The organism is Entomomonas asaccharolytica (genome assembly GCF_016653615.1).
In the GTDB taxonomy this organism is placed as follows: Bacteria; Pseudomonadota; Gammaproteobacteria; order Pseudomonadales; family Pseudomonadaceae; genus Entomomonas; species Entomomonas asaccharolytica.
The window spans coordinates 2,612,926-2,627,838 of sequence record NZ_CP067393.1; the positions used below are offsets into that span (position 1 = coordinate 2,612,926).

A 14,913-nucleotide genomic window follows, 5' to 3' on the forward strand; every position below is an offset into this window, starting at 1 on the left:
TTACTGGTCAGACTCCACAGTGACTAAGCGTAATTTAGAGAAACCTAACTGCCCTGCTGCGGACATTGCTGTAATAACTGCTTGATATTTAGCATTAGCATCGGCTGTTACTAATACTGGCAAATCCCTATCACCTTTAGACTCAGCGACTAATGCCTCACTTAATGCACCCTCTGTTGCTTGTGGCAAAACTCTGCCGTTCACGGCATATTTGCCATCATTACTAATCGTAATCTCTAAACGATCTACATTAGTAGAGGTAATAGGATTATGTATACTTGACTCTGGAAGCTCGATAGTTAATTGATTTTCGCGAGTAAAAGTTGTTGTTACTATAAAAAATAACAAAAGCACAAAAATAATATCTATCAACGACGCTAAATTGATGAAAATCTCATCACGGGCAGCTCCATTACCCCGTCCTCTTTTAAATCTCACGTTGATTCGCCTCGAGCTACTGGTGCTTTACTCACTGTTTTAGTAGTTTTACGTTTTTTGGTTGGCTTAACATCTGGTGCATAGGTAGTTTCTCTTTGGTTATAACTATCATCAATCGCATCAACCAAACGAGTAACATTTTGCTCCATTGTTACTACTAACTCATCCACTTTACGCAATAAAAAGCGATGAAAAAATACTGAAGGTATCGCTACAATCAAACCTGTAGCAGTGGTTACTAAAGCCATAGCAATCCCACCTGCCAATTTAGATGAATCAGGTGCACCACCTGCTAAAAAAGCACTAAAAATTTCAATAAGACCAAAAATTGTCCCCAATAATCCTAATAATGGTGTGATTGCAGCAATCGTACCCAATGTATTTAAATAGCGCTCTAAATTGTGAATAACAAAGCCACCTGCTTCTTCAATAGCTTCTTTCATTTGTTCGCGGCCTTTATGGGCAGTGGAAAGGCCAGCCGCTAAAATTTGTCCTAGTGGAGAATCATTCCGTAATTCTTCTAAGCGTAAATGATCGATTTGACCTGATTTAAACCAAGTCCATACTTTCCCCATCAGTGGAGCAGGCGCTACTTTTGTTGTTCTTAAAACAATCAGCCGCTCAATAATAATACCCATTGCTACAATAGAGCAAAGGATTAACGGGAACATCATGATCCCACCTGCTTTAACTAATTCCCACACAGTTTTTACGCTCCCTTTTCAAAATGACAACTTTATCATAAGGCTAACTGATAATAATAAACTGATGTCATTGTTTTCGCCAAAAATATTTTGTATCACGCTGCCTGATAGCAGATTGAAATGCACCTAAATGAATCTGTAAAGCACCTGTTAATGCTGTATCTTCAACCCTAGCACCTATTTTTTGGTAACGCTCCAAACTCGCTAAACTTGGATGACCAAATGGATTTAACCACCCTCTTGAAACGATTATATACTGAGGCTTGATAGACGCTAAAAAGTTCCATGATGAACTATTCTTACTACCATGATGGGGAGCTAATAGCCAATTAACTTGCTTATTATTTTCTGTCAACCAAGCTTGTTCAGCTTTACGAGAAATATCACCTGTTAATAACAGTTTTTCACCATTGGCTTCTACTAATAATACACAGGAAGCATCATTACCATTTTTGGCTGTAGACCATTGCCATAATGAAAACCTTACCCCATCCCACTGCCAACTACTATTTTGACAAGGCTTAATCATTAATTCACTGGTTAATTTATTAGGCTCACCACTTATTAACACTTGAATAGCTAAACGCTTACTAATCGCTTCTAGTCCACCTGCATGATCTGTATCAACATGGGAAATGATTACTTTATCAAGCGATCTAACTCCTTGCCGCTGTAGAGAGGGAACAATAACTCTTCCTCCTAAATTAAAATCACCAAAACTAGGCCCTGTGTCATATAACAGGCTATGATTTTTAGTTCTAACTAACACAGATAGTCCCTGCCCTACATCAAACACATTCACTTCAGCTTGATTTTCTTTGATAGTATTTGTATTAGCAAAAAATAATGGCAAACAAAAAACGATGCCAAATACTCGTAGTAAGGCACCCTTAGGTAGTAATATCAAAACCACACCTAAAAAAGCTAATACAAATGCCCACCAAGCAGGCATAGGAGCTACCCAAGCGGGCACTACCTCAGCAATAAAGGTCAAAATAATAAAAAGTAGTTTTAAAGTAGAACCTGCCAACCAGAGAAAAACAGCTCCAACATAAGGAATGTTGATAAATAATGTTCCCAATAATGCACAAGGTACAATAATAAAACTAACCAGAGGTATTGCTATTAAATTCGCAATGGGACTAGTTAAACTGACAGGCAATAACAAAACCAATAATACGGGTATTAATCCAATAGTAATGGCCCACTGAATTTTTATGGCACTTAGCCACCAATTGTTATGGCTTAATCGACCTGAAAGTAACAATAATAAAATAGCTACAGCACTAAATGACAACCAAAATCCAGCTTGTAAACTGGCTAAAGGGTCTGCAGTAAGAACGATAGCTAAAGCCATTAAAAATGGAATTGTTACACCTAAATATCGAAATCTTAAACGCCATAACAATACCAATGCCAACATAATACAAGCACGCTGTACAGGTACTTCGAACCCTGCCAATAAACCATAAGCTAAGGCACCTAGCATTGCTAAACCACAGGCTATAGGTAACCATGGTAACCTTTTAGGCCACCACCCTAAACGCACTAAAGCTGCTATAAAAAAATAAAGAAAACCTGCTAACAAGGTAATGTGCTGTCCTGAAATAACCATTAAATGAACAGTGCCTGTTTCCTGTAGCACTTGCCACTGGCTTCTAGACAGTACAGAACCATCACCTAACACTAAAGCGATTAAGCCTGCTGTTTGGTTAGCGTTTAGTTGCGCTAATATTTTTTGCCGTAACTGATAACGCCAATTAATGATAGTTGAGCTTTCTTGTAAACGATAAGCTTGTTTAACTGTACCTGTGGCACCAATATGTTTAGCAGTTAACCATGCTTCATAATCAAATACATAAGGATTAACTGTACCTCTAGGGTACTTTAATCTAACTTGTAGGCGCCAATATTCCCCAGTGGCTACTTGTTCACCTTTATACCAAGTAAGCCTAATATTAGTAGGTAGCTGAATACCTTTGGCTTTAGCATTTTTTAATTGAAAACGAACGACCTGTTCAGATTGCTCTGGCAAACCTACTACCGTACCCTCCATCCATAAGGTTTCGCCATCTAACGCTGGATTTAAACGATCATCAATGGTTTGAATCGCGCCATAACATCCCCATGCAATACCTGTTAAAAGCATGCCTAGAGGATAAAGACGCCAAGGTAACAAAGTTAGCCCTACACAAGCTAAAAAGATACACACTGAAATAGAAGGTAATACAGGAAAAAAACGAATAGATAATAAACCAATAATAAAAGCTATTAACGCTATTTGCATAAGATTAATTTATATTGTCTTCAATAGGCTGTTCGTCATAAAAAAACGTTTCATCACTATCCATATTATCATGCTGAATATTAATTACACATCCTTCTAATAAAGAAATTGTCACCATTTCATTATTATCATCTTGGAACAATACCTTATTACCATCAGAAGAGATAGGTGCGCCCCACACTTTAATCACATCTGCTAAGTACATGCCTAAGACCACTTGTTTAGTCTGCACCAATTGATTACGCTGTACTTGATCGTATTTAGCACAATATTTTTTTCTAATTTGTGCAGGCGACATACGATAACGTATTCTCTCTGCTACCATATCATCTACCACTACAGGTATTTTTTGTAACTCAACAGTACCTTGCTCATAGCTTGTTACACCACCTTCTCCCATCATTGTTTCTGAACAAGGCTTATCCGAAAAAATACGTTGCCCCTGAGCGTCCACACAATAGTGAATAGCTGGCTCAGCAGTTATTGTGAAACTGAGTAGAAATAATAAATAATAGTAAATCCTTTTCATCTTACTTCTTCATTAATAACAAGTTTTATTAATCTATCACAAATCGATAACATTTTTTTAATATTAAACTCACCCAATAGTATAATTTCTTTATTGTTATCAGCTAATCAGCCATTGCTTTATAAAACTAATTTCTAACTCTATTAAAACTAAATCTAGACTAGCTTTTTTCGATAGAATTTCTGTTTTGATTTAAATTGTTTAATAATACATGGATAGTGCATTATTTAGACCTAAATAATGTATATGTGATTCTATTACTAGATATGGACTGTGCTGTAGTGGTTACAATAAAGTGCGTAGATAAGTATTAATTTGCGTTATGAGCTACTGGATAAACAGTTAAAGAATTTATTTTTTAAATAACACTGTTCAACCGATTGTAAACACTATATTTTTACATCCAAATATTGGTACACTAGTACTTAGCTAGTTTTTCTTTAACTTAACAAATGAATGGATTATGAAAACAAAGAAAAAAATATCTTTTAAGTTCTACATTATTTTTTTAATTGTAATTTTATTATTAATTTGGGGACAAACTAAAGATGTTACTCTGTTGCCTGCGGTAAAAAATCAGCTTAGCCATATTAGCCCTCAAACAAATATTGCGCCTGCCAATAATGCTTTTGTAGCCATGGCTGGATTTAATGTATATAACACTGAAGATATGGTAGATGAAGGTTTTATAGTTATTCTAAAAGCGATTAAATCTTCTGAACAAACCCCATTTGAATACAATATGATCTTTCAAGCAGCCAAAGGTCATGAATTAACTAAGCTTTATCAATTACCCTGTGATGCCAATTTTAGCAATAACCAGTGCCTTCAAGATATTACTGAACAAGCAGCAGTGATAAGACAATTAATGCAAGAGCAAAAAGGCTTTGTTAATAATTATTTGGCATTACAAAAATTTCCTGAATTCGCCCATATTCTACCTGCTAATCTTAACAGTACTGTACCTTACCAATATATCAGTAGTGTTGCACAACTATTAATGGCTAATGCTATTTTAGAAGTTAATGCAGGAAATATCGATGAAGGACTCTCTTTCCTAATCAATGACATTAAGTTTTATCGTCATATGTTAAATAGCAAGCAGAGAAATAAAGAAGATACTGTTATTTTCATTAATAGGTTAAATCAACATTATTTTGTTTTGGATAGACTGCTACATTCTGGTATAAACCTTGCTCCTTATTTGCCTGAGCTAATGCCATTATTAAAACCATTAACTCCACAAGAACGAAACTTAGTATGGACATTAGAAAATGAAAGAAATTATCAAATAGCAGTACAAATATCTTTAGGTCATATGTACTTCTATACAGGTTATAATGAAATTAGTGGTTGTTATAATGATAGCTGTGCATTTGATCGTTATTTTTCAAGATTACTTTATAAATTTAATGGTACCTTAAATGCGGTTTATTTAGATTGGCAGCCCACTATAGATTTTGCCAAAGTAGATTACCCTTTAAACGATAACTTTTTAGAAAAATTAAAGTCATTGAGGGAAATAGAAAAGAATCATCATACTTTCAATGTTTATCGTTTGTATGAACGTTATGGTTTTTTCTTTCTTAAAAACTATGTGGGTGAAAAACATAAAAATACTATTTATTATGAAGAAGGCTATACCAATATCGAAACCCTCTCTGATGTCTGCTATTCGCTGAATCTCGCCGCCGCAGTGCGAGCATGATGTGGGGTTTTCTTTAGCCATCTACTCTGCCTAACCTGGTGCTGGCCCCCCTTCTGGCGGGCATCAGACAAGATGACAGCGCAATATACGAACGATCGAGGTTTTTTGTTTCAAACGGAAGGCGGCATACGAAATAGGGGTCCGTCTCGTGGGCTCGGAGGTGTGTATAAGGGCCAGACATTGGGTTGCGTGAATTGCTAATTATTGTTGGCATCATAGTTATTGCAGCCATTCTGTTCGATGGCTGGCGTCGTATACGCGGTAGTCGTGGTAAATTAAGGCTAGACCGAAACCTTAGCCCTTATTACGACAACACAGATGCCCCTAAAGCAAAATCTAAAAATCCTACATCTTTCCTGTCAGAAACAGAAAATGAACAGGAAGATACTCCCTTTTTGTCAACAAAAGATGAGTTAGATCACATACCCTCTAAAGAAGAGCAACAAATCAGTCTAAATCTTGCAGAGGAAGAGGCTCAATATAATAAGCAACACAGCCCTAAACCAGAAATAGATGATAAACCACAACCCATAGAAGAAGTGTTGATTATCAATGTAGTGGCACTTGATCCAGATGGCTTTAAAGGGCCTGCATTATTACAAAATATACTTGAAAGCGGACTACGTTTTGGTGAAATGGATATTTTTCATCGCCATGAAAGTATGACGGGTAATGGCGAGCGCTATTTTTCAATGGCTAATGGTGTAAAACCTGGTACATTTGATCTTGATGATATTGATCACTTTTCTACGCGAGCTGTAAGCTTCTTTTTAGGCCTACCAGGTCCCAAACACCCAAAACGTGCATTTGATGTGATGTTAGCTGCTGCGCGTAAATTGAGTAATGAGCTAAATGGCGAGTTACACGATGACCAACATAGTGTAATGACAGCCCAAACCATTGAACATTATCGGCAACGAATTGTTGATTTTGAACGCCGTAAACTCAAAAAGAAATATTAAGCCTATTTTTAAGGTGCTGTAACAAACAGCGCCTTTTCTCCCTTTGGTACGACTATGCTGACAAAAGAACAAGCTATCTTACGTATAGAACAACTTCGTAAAGAACTTAATCATCATAGTTATCAATACTATGTACTTGATAACCCCACCATCCCCGATGTGGAATATGATCGTTTATTTCGTGAGTTACAAGCATTAGAAGAACAATTCCCTGAGTTAAAAACCTCTGACTCACTGACTCAGCGCGTGGGTGGAGAGGCATTACCACAATTTAACACAGTCCAACATGAAGTACCTATGTTAAGTCTTGGTAATGCATTTGCAGAAGAAGATTTAAAAAATTTTGATCGACGAGTTAAAGAAGGCTTATCAACCTCCACTGACATTGTCTACTGCTGTGAACCTAAGTTGGATGGATTAGCAGTTAGTTTAGTTTACGAAAATGGTATTTTTGTTAGAGGGGCTACCCGTGGAGATGGTGCTACTGGTGAAGATATTACAGCAAATATCCGTACCATTCGCAATATTCCTTTAAAATTACAGGGTACTGGCTGGCCTACACGTTTAGAAGTTAGAGGTGAAGTTTATATGCCTCGAGCTGGTTTTGAAAAGCTTAATGCCTCAATACTGGCTAATGAAGGTAAACCCTTTGCTAATCCCCGCAATGCAGCGGCTGGCTCACTTCGCCAACTCGATTCAAAAATAACAGCCACACGACCACTTACTTTTTGCTGCTATGGTTTTATTACAGATGATAATGAATTAGCTAGTAGCCAACAGCAAGCCTTACTACAATTAAAGCAATGGGGTATTCCCATCAGTCCTGAATTAAAGTTAGCCACTGGTTTTACTGAATGCTTTAACTATTATCAAGATATTGGTCAACGACGGGATAGTCTTGGCTATGATATCGATGGTGTTGTATTTAAAGTTAATCAAATAGAAGATCAACAACAATTAGGCTTTCGTTCTCGTGAGCCGCGTTGGGCTATTGCTTATAAATTTCCTGCTCAAGAGGAAATAACAGAACTATTAGCTGTTGAATTCCAAGTTGGTCGTACAGGGGCGGTTACTCCAGTTGCAAGATTAAAGCCTGTGCATGTGGGCGGTGTAGTTGTATCTAATGCCACGCTACATAATATGGACGAAGTAACCCGCCTAGGCTTAATGATTGGTGACTCTGTTATTATTCGTCGTGCAGGGGATGTTATTCCACAAATTACCAGTGTTGTATTAGAACGCCGTCCTAGTGATGCTAAACCTGTACAAATTCCTGAACACTGTCCCGTTTGTAACTCAATGGTTGAGCGTACTCAACTGATAAAACGCAGTAAAGGCCAAGAACATATTTCAGAAGGTGCTATTTATCGTTGTACAGGTAGACTATCCTGCCCTGCACAAGTTAAACAATCCATTATTCATTTTGTGTCACGTAAAGCTTTAGATATTGATGGTTTAGGCGATAAAATCGTTGAGCAATTGGTTGATAATGGTTTAATAAGCTCGCCTGCTGATTTATATCGACTTACCTTTGAACAAATCATTGACTTAGAAGGCTTTGCCGAAACTTCTAGCAATAACCTACTAGCTGCTATAAATAATAGCAGAAAACCTGATTTAGCAAGATTTATCTATGCGTTAGGCATTCCTAATGTGGGTGAAAGTACCGCTAAATTATTAGCGCGTTCTTTTGGTTCGCTCGCTCGTATTAAACAAGCTTACCCAGAAGTACTCACCTCATTACCTGATATTGGTTTAGAGGTAGCTTATGAGATTAATAACTTCTTTGCTGAAGACCATAACCAACAAACGCTACAGCAATTATTAAGTTATATTGAATTACAAAATGAAGGCGATATTGCTGAAAATCTAACAGCTAGTTTTACCCTGACTGATTTGCTAAAAACGTTAACTATCCCTTTTATTGCAGATACCACAGCAGAACGTTTAACAAAACGTTTCAACAGCCTTGAAGCGATTATAAAGGCTGATAAAATTGATTTATCTGGGGTAGACAAACTCTCAGAACGGGCGAAAGATAGTTTACTGGATTATTTTAAGCAACCGCAAAATATAGCGAAAGCAAAGGCTATAGAAGCTCAGTTAAAAGACTTTGGTATGCATTGGCAAAGTGAACCCAAGCAAAGCCAACAGAACTTACCTTTGGCAGGTCAAAGCTGGGTATTAACAGGCACTCTGCCTACGATGAAACGTGATACTGCGAAACTGTACTTAGAACAACTAGGTGCTAAAGTGGTTGGTAGTGTTTCAGCAAAAACGTCGGTAGTCGTAGCAGGTGCTGATGCTGGCTCTAAACTCACTAAAGCCAATGAGTTAGGTGTTACTGTTTGGGATGAAGAAGCATTAACTAATCTATTGAAAGAAAACGGGATAATATTGTGACAGTTGAAGAAACAAAACCTAAAAAAGGTGCTAGGCTAGCTAATAAACGTCGTATTGCTACTATCCTAATCCTTTTATTATGTTCATTTATTTTTGTTGCGTGGCAAGAGGCCCCAAGGCTGACTATTCACAATATTTCTAATCAACCCTTACTCTATATAGTAAAAGTAAATGGCAATGAATCATCTGTGGGAAGTATTCCTTCTAATACAGAATTTACAATCAATTTGCCTTTTATTAAAGGCAGAAATGCGGCCATTTATTTTCAGGCCAAAACAAGCGATAAAGTCATTAGCTCTTTAGCACGCACAGGTTACCTAGGGGGTATTCATTTTTATATTCAACCTGATTTGAATATAAGCATGGAGCCTACCCCTTTAGGCTTTATGACAGAGCAACAAGAAAAAGATGAAGTTATTATCAAATAATCTCAATTAGATTGGATTAATTTATTAACTGCTGCTTGGTAAGAAAAGCTAAAAAATCTTGCTGTTGTTTAACTGTAGCAATATGCTGGTAATCTGTTGGCCATTGCCCTTGTTTAAATTGATCATAAGCTTTTGGATTATAACGAGGAAAATCTTTATTCATCGCCTGTAGCCAATACGCAGCTTTTTGACACCCTTCATACCCATTGCTGCGAAGTGATAAAGCATAGAGTAACTTTAACAATCCACTCCTTTGTTTTTTCGGGAATGATCGAATCTTTAAACGTAACATTAAGCGCTTGAAAAAAGAGGGACGAATGATGGTTGTTAATATCTCTGCACTCTTCTCAGGATAGTCTATTTGATAAGCATAGCCATATTTTTCAAAAAAACATTTTCCCATTTGATGGAAAAACTCTTTTTTACTCCAATAATGATAAATTATATTATGTGCTACTAAGGTTCTTTGCTTATCAAAACTCATCGCCAAACAAAATTGTTCTAATACTCGACATTGAGGATCTTCTAGCCACAACTCGTCAATAAGCTCAATGGCCTTTTCTATTAACGAACTATCCTCTGCAAAAACACCTAATACACCAGAATTAAGGATTTTTAGTGAGGTATCTAGCTGTGGGTAGTTTGCTATTAAGTATTTATTTACTTTACCCATTAAATCATCATGAATGCATTGATTCCAATTACCTTCAATACAATCAACTAACACCTGCCCCTTAGTAAATAAAGTAAATAACTGATTGGCATCTGTTGTTAAAATAGTATCAGTATCTAAAAATACCGTCCGCTCAGCATAGGGTAACGCTGTTAAGATACCCACTGCCTTACGCCGATAATGATAATTTGTTGGCCCTAGCCAATCCTTTAATAACTGTTCATTAAGTGGCAAAATTTCTACAGGCCACCCTTCATAATCCGTTGGTCTATCGGTTATTATTCGAATGCTAAAGTTTGCTTGTTTAGTATGCCGTAAAATACTTAGAATACTTAACTTAGTTTCAATCTGATAATTCAGATTATCCCCATACACAATATATAATAATTGATTTGCTACTTTATTTGGTATTACGCCAGAATAATTATTCAATACCATTATTCTTTTTTCCCTGCTATTTGTTTATCTTATTGAAACAAAACATCATTAAGGAATTATTAAAAATAATATTTTTCTAAAAATAAATAATATCATTATAATTAATAACAGGCTCCCTAATCATGTTTATTAATCACGTAAATTTTGATAATTTATTTTATAAAAGCTGACAATTATTATTGTCCCTGTTTTGTATATATTCTGTAACATGCGTTTAAAAACAGAGGTTTTTAATGCTTAAACAGTTAAGTCTACTCAAGAGGCGTGATAAATATTAATTAGTAGGCTCTAAGCTCATACCTTCTGGGGTAATTCTTAATACCTTACCATTAGGTTCCCAATCACCTAATACGATTCTTTTGGCAGGTTGTTTATTGGCCACTAATTCATGAATAGCTGGTCGATGTGTATGGCCATGAATTAACCGTTGTATTTTATATTTCTCTAATAATTTAACAACTTCTTCAGGCGTTACATCCATGATATCCGCTGACTTCCCCCCTTTTTTCATTTTACTTTCTGCACGTAATTTAGCAGCTAATTGTTTTCTTTTTTTAAGGGGTAATAACCGTAATAGGAATAAAATAAAGGGGTTACGATAAAAACGCCGTTTTTGCTGATACTCAATATCTTTTGTACAAAGAATATCACCGTGTGACAGTAATATAGGGGTACCGTAAAAAGTGGTTAAGGTTGGATCTTTCAGTAATTCACAACCTGCTAGCTTACAAAAGGTTTTGCCAATAGCAAAATCTCGATTACCGTGCATTAAATAAATTTTTATACCCTGCTCACTGAGTTTTTTTAGTTGGCGAGCAATACTATGTTCAAACTCTCCCATAGCATCATCACCCACCCATACATGAAAAAAATCACCTAGGATATATAACGCTTCACAATCCTGTGTTTTAGTGCGCAAAAAAGACAAGAACGCCTCAGTAATATCTGGGCGTTCTTCATTTAAATGTAAATCAGCGATCAGTAAAATGCTCATTTACTTTCTTAGTCTGCTACAACCTCAGCTTTCTCAATAATTACATCTTCCACAGGAACATCTTGATGACCTGCTTTAGATGTTGTAGCAACCTCACGAATCTTATCTACCACATCCATGCCATCTACTACTTCACCAAACACAGCATAACCCCAACCTTGTGGAGTAGGTGCAGTATGATCTAAGAAAGCATTATCTTTGACATTGATAAAAAATTGCGCACTGGCTGAATGAGGATCCATGGTACGTGCCATAGCAATAGTACCGCGCTTATTAGAAAGACCATTATTGGCTTCATTCTTAATAGGTGCATTGGTTTCTTTCTGGTTCATGCCTGGCTCAAAGCCGCCACCTTGAATCATAAAATTGTTTATTACGCGGTGAAAAATAGTGCCATTATAATGACCATCTTTTACATATTTTTCAAAATTAGCTGTGGTTTCTGGAGCTTTCTCAGCATCAAGTTTTAATGTGATAACGCCATGGTTTGTATGTAATTTAATCATAGTCTATTAGTCTTATAAAATGTCGATAGAAGTTTTTAAGAATACCATAAATATCTTTTACGCATAATTAAATGCATTAAAATATAGTAACATAAGTTAAAATTTCTCAGCAGATTAATTCACTATTACTGTTGTATCTAGCACAGAGGTATTTGCTACGGCACAACGGGGTATAGGTATCAATAGCATCATTAGTAAGATCGTGATGATTTTATATTTTCTAGCCATATTATTTTCGTCTACCTAACATAATTGCTATTGCTGAGAATTAATTGCTTGTTCAATATAATTGACAATTTCAGCGACGGTATTAGTAAAAACACCTGTCTGCCCTGCCATATGTGCATTATACCATGCTTCATAACCTTCTAAATAATCACTATCAACTTGTGCATTGGCAATCTTCGTTGTTAAACTTTGCTGTAAGGTTTCTACAGACACGGGGGCATGTCCAATCTTATCAGTAAAACCTGTGGGGCTATTGGAATTAGCGATTTTAACATCACGGATAGTAATATGATAAATAGGCAATTGATCGCTACCAAGCTCAACTTTATTTATAATCACCGTAGAATTTTCTTCTTGCTCGCGCTGTTGATATAACCAAACTTCCCCTACCTTATATTTATCCATCAAAACTCCTTAAAATATAAATAGACGGAGTAAGAAGAGTACTCCTTATTGCGCGGTATAACCACCATCGACTAATAAACTAGTACCCACGATAAAACTCGCGTCCTCTGATGCTAAAAATAATACAGCTTTTGCAATCTCTTCTGCTTTACCTAAACGCCCTATGGGATGTAATTTAACTAAATCGGCTTTTAGTTCTGGCGTCATATAATCCAATGTATGGCTACTAATATAGCCAGGGCATACCGCATTAATGCGTATCCCTTTTGCCGCATAAGTAATCCCTAATGAACGAGTCAAATTGATAATACCCCCTTTAGTGGCAGGATAAACAGTATGGCCTATTTGTCCAACACAGCCTAAAGCGGTAGCGTTATTAATAATAGCTCCTGATCCTTGTGGTAACATATATTTAAGCGCATATTTATTGGTTAAAAAAATACCTGTTAAATTCACATCAACCATTTGTTGCCAATCTTCTAATAATAATTCCTCACAAGGCTCTTTATTACCACGTATACTTGCGTTAGCAAACACTACATCTATATGTCCATAAACTTTTATTGTTTCTGCAAATAAATTGGCTATTTCACCTTCATTAGCTACATCAGCCTTAATATAACGGGATTTAGTAACAGACGTTAATGCCTGAATAGGTGAGGTGGCATCTTCATGAATATCAGTAAATACCACTGTAGCCCCCTCTTGTAACATCAGTTCAGCAGTGGCAAAACCTATATCACTGGAAGCACCTGTTATAATAGCTACCTTATCTTTTAATCTCATCGAGTTAACTCCTCTGTTTATTATTTTCATAGAATCTAAAATAGCTAATCAACAACAAGGAAATTTACAATTAGCTTATATATTCATTAACCTACATACTTCATCTTATTTTTATAATTTGTAAATTATGTACAACATAACCATAAACAATAATCAACTATTAGTAAATAATTATCTGTAGATTAATCTTATTAGTACATTGATAAAACTTTATAAATTATTAATTTACAAATAATAGCAGGATAAGTGGATTACTGTTGTATAATTAACGGGATTAATTTTTTACTATAAATGAGCAGTTTAATGTCTGATACATCCACCATCCATTTAATCAAAAAATATGCTAACCGTCGCTTATATGATAGCCACACAAGTACCCATATTACCTTACAAGATATTCGTAATTATGTAATTGAAGAAATTCCTTTTCAGGTAGTAGAAGCAAAATCTGGCGAAGATATAACCAGAAGCATATTACTGCAAATCATCCAAGATGCAGAAACCGATGGTGATCCTATTTTTTCTAGTCAGGCACTAAAAAACATTATTCGTTTTTATGGCCCTTTCCAAGGCATGCTTGGTAGTTATCTTGAAAAAACCTTAGAATCGGTTATGGAGATTCAAAAGCAATCGGGTATGCCTTCCACTGAAGCATGGACTGACTTTATGTCTAGTCAAATGCCAGTTATGCAAAAAGTCATGCAAGAATATCTAGAGCGCACCAAACAACTTTATATGAACACACAGAACATGTTTGGTATGTTTCCTACCTTCCCCACACCTTTTAATCAAAACAAAAAAAAGGAGGAGAATTAATATTCTCCCCCTTGTTATTTCTAACAGCTAATTATTAGCTTGCTTTACGGCTAGTTGCAGCTTTAGTTGCTTTATCAGCAGCTACTGTAGCCGCATTGATATTGTTTTCTGTCATTTCAGCTACTTTCTTAGCGGCTTTTTGCAAGCTTTCATAAGCTGTACCAGCACCTTCTAAAGCTGATTTTAATACAGAAACCACTGGCTCAGAACCAGCAGGTGCATTTTTAACAATATTTTCAACAAGTTCTTGCACTTGCTTACCGCCTTGGTTTACTTGATTTTCAGCTAATTTACTGATGCTAGCTTGAGTTTTAGAGATTAAATCATATACTTGACGATTGAACTCTAAAATACGCTCAGCTTGAGCAGCAGGTTGTGATAAAGAAGCCTGTAAACTAGCAAATGATTGTGGATCACGTACAGTTAATAGTTTACGAAAATTTTCAAAGCTTTCTTCTGAAGACGCTTTTAAGGTATTTAATTGAAGTTGTGTTAATTGCTCAACACCTTCAAATACTTTATCACTTAGTTCTTTTAATAGATCAAGATTTTTAACTTGAACATCTTGTAATTTATCAGTATTAAACGTTGCCATGGTTAAACTCTCC

General features: G+C 36.0%; 15 protein-coding genes. 5 read left to right on the forward strand and 10 right to left on the reverse strand.

Annotated features, from left to right (window positions below; all coding sequences use genetic code 11):
- The 4 genes from JHT90_RS12180 to JHT90_RS12195 form a co-directional block, all read right to left on the reverse strand.
- A complete protein-coding gene (locus tag JHT90_RS12180) occupies positions 1-438 on the reverse strand; it encodes an ExbD/TolR family protein (protein WP_201091366.1) in 438 nt (145 codons plus the stop codon).
- Positions 435-1,142: a MotA/TolQ/ExbB proton channel family protein gene (locus tag JHT90_RS12185; protein ID WP_201091368.1), complete on the reverse strand. Its 708-nt coding sequence runs from the start codon at positions 1,140-1,142 to the stop codon at positions 435-437. The genes JHT90_RS12180 and JHT90_RS12185 overlap by 4 nt, the downstream gene beginning before the upstream one ends.
- Before the next feature lie 67 nt (positions 1,143-1,209).
- Positions 1,210-3,429 (reverse strand): DNA internalization-related competence protein ComEC/Rec2, encoded by a 2,220-nt coding sequence (locus JHT90_RS12190; RefSeq protein ID WP_201091370.1) that lies wholly within the window; start codon positions 3,427-3,429, stop codon positions 1,210-1,212.
- A 4-nt stretch (positions 3,430-3,433) separates the two neighbouring features.
- On the reverse strand, positions 3,434-3,958 hold the full coding sequence (locus tag JHT90_RS12195) for a DUF4124 domain-containing protein (RefSeq protein ID WP_201091372.1): 525 nt from the start codon (positions 3,956-3,958) through the stop codon (positions 3,434-3,436).
- Positions 3,959-4,421: 463 nt separating this feature from the next.
- On the opposite strand from JHT90_RS12195, the gene JHT90_RS12200 reads away from it, so the two are divergent.
- The 4 genes from JHT90_RS12200 to JHT90_RS12215 all read left to right on the forward strand — a co-directional run bounded on the left by JHT90_RS12200 (position 4,422) and on the right by JHT90_RS12215 (position 9,459).
- Positions 4,422-5,666: a hypothetical protein gene (locus tag JHT90_RS12200; protein WP_201091373.1), complete on the forward strand. Its 1,245-nt coding sequence runs from the start codon at positions 4,422-4,424 to the stop codon at positions 5,664-5,666.
- Between the two features lie 179 nt (positions 5,667-5,845).
- Positions 5,846-6,628, forward strand: coding sequence for a cell division protein ZipA (gene zipA, locus JHT90_RS12205; protein WP_201095884.1), 783 nt, complete (start codon positions 5,846-5,848; stop codon positions 6,626-6,628).
- Between the two features lie 54 nt (positions 6,629-6,682).
- Complete coding sequence (ligA, locus tag JHT90_RS12210) at positions 6,683-9,031, forward strand: NAD-dependent DNA ligase LigA (RefSeq protein ID WP_201091374.1); 2,349 nt, start codon at positions 6,683-6,685, stop codon at positions 9,029-9,031.
- Positions 9,028-9,459, forward strand: a complete 432-nt coding sequence (locus tag JHT90_RS12215) for a hypothetical protein (RefSeq protein ID WP_201091375.1) — start codon at positions 9,028-9,030, stop codon at positions 9,457-9,459. The genes ligA and JHT90_RS12215 overlap by 4 nt, the downstream gene beginning before the upstream one ends.
- A gap of 16 nt (positions 9,460-9,475) precedes the next feature.
- Here JHT90_RS12215 and JHT90_RS12220 read toward each other — a convergent pair whose 3' ends face one another.
- The 5 genes from JHT90_RS12220 to JHT90_RS12240 form a co-directional block, all read right to left on the reverse strand.
- Complete coding sequence (locus JHT90_RS12220) at positions 9,476-10,570, reverse strand: glycosyltransferase family protein (RefSeq protein ID WP_201091376.1); 1,095 nt, start codon at positions 10,568-10,570, stop codon at positions 9,476-9,478.
- A 274-nt stretch (positions 10,571-10,844) separates the two neighbouring features.
- Positions 10,845-11,564, reverse strand: a complete 720-nt coding sequence (locus tag JHT90_RS12225; protein WP_201091377.1) for a UDP-2,3-diacylglucosamine diphosphatase — start codon at positions 11,562-11,564, stop codon at positions 10,845-10,847.
- Positions 11,565-11,572: 8 nt separating this feature from the next.
- On the reverse strand, positions 11,573-12,070 hold the full coding sequence (locus JHT90_RS12230; RefSeq protein ID WP_201091378.1) for a peptidylprolyl isomerase: 498 nt from the start codon (positions 12,068-12,070) through the stop codon (positions 11,573-11,575).
- Positions 12,071-12,325: 255 nt separating this feature from the next.
- On the reverse strand, positions 12,326-12,703 hold the full coding sequence (locus JHT90_RS12235; protein WP_201091380.1) for a hypothetical protein: 378 nt from the start codon (positions 12,701-12,703) through the stop codon (positions 12,326-12,328).
- Positions 12,704-12,748: 45 nt separating this feature from the next.
- On the reverse strand, positions 12,749-13,489 hold the full coding sequence (locus JHT90_RS12240) for an SDR family NAD(P)-dependent oxidoreductase (RefSeq protein ID WP_201091381.1): 741 nt from the start codon (positions 13,487-13,489) through the stop codon (positions 12,749-12,751).
- Between the two features lie 303 nt (positions 13,490-13,792).
- On the opposite strand from JHT90_RS12240, the gene phaR reads away from it, so the two are divergent.
- Entirely contained in the window at positions 13,793-14,305 is a 513-nt protein-coding gene (phaR, locus tag JHT90_RS12245; RefSeq protein WP_236253951.1) for a polyhydroxyalkanoate synthesis repressor PhaR, read from the forward strand.
- Positions 14,306-14,339: 34 nt separating this feature from the next.
- Here phaR and JHT90_RS12250 read toward each other — a convergent pair whose 3' ends face one another.
- Entirely contained in the window at positions 14,340-14,900 is a 561-nt protein-coding gene (locus tag JHT90_RS12250; RefSeq protein ID WP_201091386.1) for a phasin family protein, read from the reverse strand.
- Positions 14,901-14,913 lie beyond the last annotated feature (13 nt).

Coding starts and splice junctions, on each gene's coding strand:
- JHT90_RS12190 (WP_201091370.1), bottom strand. CDS start 3,429: ATGCAAATAGCGTTAATAGCTTTTATTATTGGTTTATTATCTATTCGT.
- JHT90_RS12195 (WP_201091372.1), bottom strand. CDS start 3,958: ATGAAAAGGATTTACTATTATTTATTATTTCTACTCAGTTTCACAATA.
- JHT90_RS12200 (WP_201091373.1), top strand. CDS start 4,422: ATGAAAACAAAGAAAAAAATATCTTTTAAGTTCTACATTATTTTTTTA.
- ligA (WP_201091374.1), top strand. CDS start 6,683: ATGCTGACAAAAGAACAAGCTATCTTACGTATAGAACAACTTCGTAAA.
- JHT90_RS12220 (WP_201091376.1), bottom strand. CDS start 10,570: ATGGTATTGAATAATTATTCTGGCGTAATACCAAATAAAGTAGCAAAT.
- JHT90_RS12225 (WP_201091377.1), bottom strand. CDS start 11,564: ATGAGCATTTTACTGATCGCTGATTTACATTTAAATGAAGAACGCCCA.
- JHT90_RS12230 (WP_201091378.1), bottom strand. CDS start 12,070: ATGATTAAATTACATACAAACCATGGCGTTATCACATTAAAACTTGAT.
- JHT90_RS12235 (WP_201091380.1), bottom strand. CDS start 12,703: ATGGATAAATATAAGGTAGGGGAAGTTTGGTTATATCAACAGCGCGAG.
- JHT90_RS12240 (WP_201091381.1), bottom strand. CDS start 13,489: ATGAGATTAAAAGATAAGGTAGCTATTATAACAGGTGCTTCCAGTGAT.
- phaR (WP_236253951.1), top strand. CDS start 13,793: ATGTCTGATACATCCACCATCCATTTAATCAAAAAATATGCTAACCGT.
- JHT90_RS12250 (WP_201091386.1), bottom strand. CDS start 14,900: ATGGCAACGTTTAATACTGATAAATTACAAGATGTTCAAGTTAAAAAT.